We start from the raw sequence: 2,007 nt of genomic DNA, 5'->3' as shown, positions 1-2,007 counted from the left end.
GCCCAACACTGACGCCCGCGCTTGCTCGTAGACCCACGTATCGACACCGTCGATGCGCTCGACGTGTGGCACTCGATCGCGGTCGGCGGCCGATGCGCGGTCGACCCATAGATTCGGTGGCTCGATGATGTGGTCATCGACGGAGATCATCCATTGAAGATCTTGCTTGTCCACAAGTTCCTCCTTACTTGAAAATTCCTATTGCGTTGGCTGCGAGATGGTATGGGCGGTTTTTCACCACCCCTTACTGACCGACGCGGGCACCCGGCGTGAAGACGACGGGCAGGGCCCGGTAGCCCCGAGTGACCGAATTCCCGTGGAAATCAACCTTTGCCCCGGGGGGGATGGTGTAGTCGGGTATGCGATTCAGGGTCTGTTCGACGCCCACCCGAAACTCGAGTCGGGCGAGATTGGAGCCCAGACAGCGATGGACGCCGGCTCCGAACCCGAGGTGGCGATTTGTCTGTCGATCGAGAATGCAATTGTCCGGCTCGTCAAACTCGCGCGCGTCGCGGTTGGCGGCCGCATAGTTCACGACGACCGTCTCCCCGGGGCAGAACTTCTGGCCGCTTAGTTCAACCTCTTCGGCGACTGAGCGATGCAGTCCGTGGACCGAACCTGCGAACCGGATAAATTCCTCTATCGCCGTGGGTATTAACTCGGCTTCGCGTACGAGTCGGTCGCGCTCCGAAGCATGGGTGCCCAGATAGAAGAAGGCGAACGACATTGCACTAGAGGTTGTTTCGAGCCCCGCTTGCACCAGCAGAAGCGCATTCGCGACAGCGTCGTCGAAGCTCAATTTCTCGCCGTCGATCTCGGCGGCGAGCAAAACATCGATCAGGTCGTCACGCGGCGGTTCACTACGACGTTTGTCGATTTCGTCGCGCACGCGATGGTAGAGATTCGTCATCGCACCGATTCGGACCTCTTCGCTCTCACCATTGATCCCGAGGTCAGCTGCCTCGATGTAGAGCGGCACGTCCTCAACGGGCATGCCGAGCAAATGCCGGAAGAACACTATCCCGGGTTGCTGCCATGCGACGTCGGCGAGATCGCCGCGGCCCAATTCAATGAAGTTGTCGATCAACCCATCGGTAATCGCGCGCACCTGGGGCTCCAGGTCCTTCATCCGGCCGGGAGAAAAATATGGGTTGAGAACTTTGCGAAGCTGCTGCTGTCGTGGTGGATCCAAGTTGATCACGATGTCGCCAAACGACGTCGGGTTGCCCCCGGCGGGCTTGCTGGAGAAGCTGCGCCAATCACGCAAGATCTCGTAACACTCGTCGTAGCGGGTGGCGACCCACGCGCCCCCCGGCGTCTGTCCCAGGAAAGGGACATCCTGGTGGCTGAACGGTCCGCTCTCCCGCATCAACGCGTAGACCTCGTAGAGGAATTCTTGGTCGTCGAAATCTTCATGACGAAGATCGAAATTCCGGGCATGCTCCTCCGGTGATTTGCTCACCATAGGTAGTCCTTTCCGAACCCGAACGCGGGAATGCCGGGAGAAAGGAAGCGCTTAGCCTCGACAGCCAGCCTCCAACGAGGGGTCGTCCACATTGCAGCTACACCGCACTCGCGCCACCGTCGATGTGCCATCTGCACCGGCCCTCGGATTTCTCGCACGCGCCGAAATTTGCTTTGGCAGCACAGTAAATCGTCGGCTACGTAGCAGTCAAGTCACACTCGATAACTACCTGAGCACGCTTACGATCCGCGCGCCGGCGTGGAACGGCGCGCGTGCGAGCTTTCCCTCAGTCGAAGGGTCCTCGCTAAAGTATGTGTGATGACTGCAGGCGCGCGGCGGCGAGTTCGCGATAAGGACGGCAAACAACGAGCCCTCCTTGAAGCGGCTGCTGAGGTCTTTGCCGAAGCGGGATACGCGGCCGCGGCGACAAAAGAGATCGCTCGTCGCGCCGACTGCTCGGAAGCAATGCTGTTCCATTACTTCGGGGACAAGCAAGGCATCTTCGAGCAGGTTGTTACTCGACAGATCGCGGACCTCGTCAG

The 2,007-nt window shown here is 59.7% G+C and carries 2 protein-coding genes and 1 pseudogene; 1 reads left to right on the top strand and 2 read right to left on the bottom strand.

Annotation, left to right across the window (positions count from 1 at the left end):
• Both WB785_RS14465 and WB785_RS14460 read right to left on the bottom strand, forming a co-directional pair.
• Nucleotides 1–150, bottom strand: a pseudogene (locus tag WB785_RS14465) (amidohydrolase); the annotation flags it as partial.
• A 94-nt stretch (nucleotides 151–244) separates the two neighbouring features.
• On the bottom strand, nucleotides 245–1,465 hold the full coding sequence (locus WB785_RS14460; RefSeq protein ID WP_424080023.1) for a cytochrome P450: 1,221 nt from the start codon (nucleotides 1,463–1,465) through the stop codon (nucleotides 245–247).
• Nucleotides 1,466–1,783: 318 nt separating this feature from the next.
• Between WB785_RS14460 and WB785_RS14455 the strand changes: the two genes are divergently transcribed.
• A partial coding sequence (locus WB785_RS14455; protein ID WP_424080022.1) for a TetR family transcriptional regulator occupies nucleotides 1,784–2,007 on the top strand: 224 nt, incomplete at its 3' end.

The organism is Mycobacterium sp., assembly GCF_049585075.1.
In the GTDB taxonomy this organism is placed as follows: Bacteria; Actinomycetota; Actinomycetes; order Mycobacteriales; family Mycobacteriaceae; genus Mycobacterium.
The sequence above is the reverse complement of the archived record's forward strand: the minus strand, read 5'-3'. Positions and strand labels throughout refer to the sequence as shown.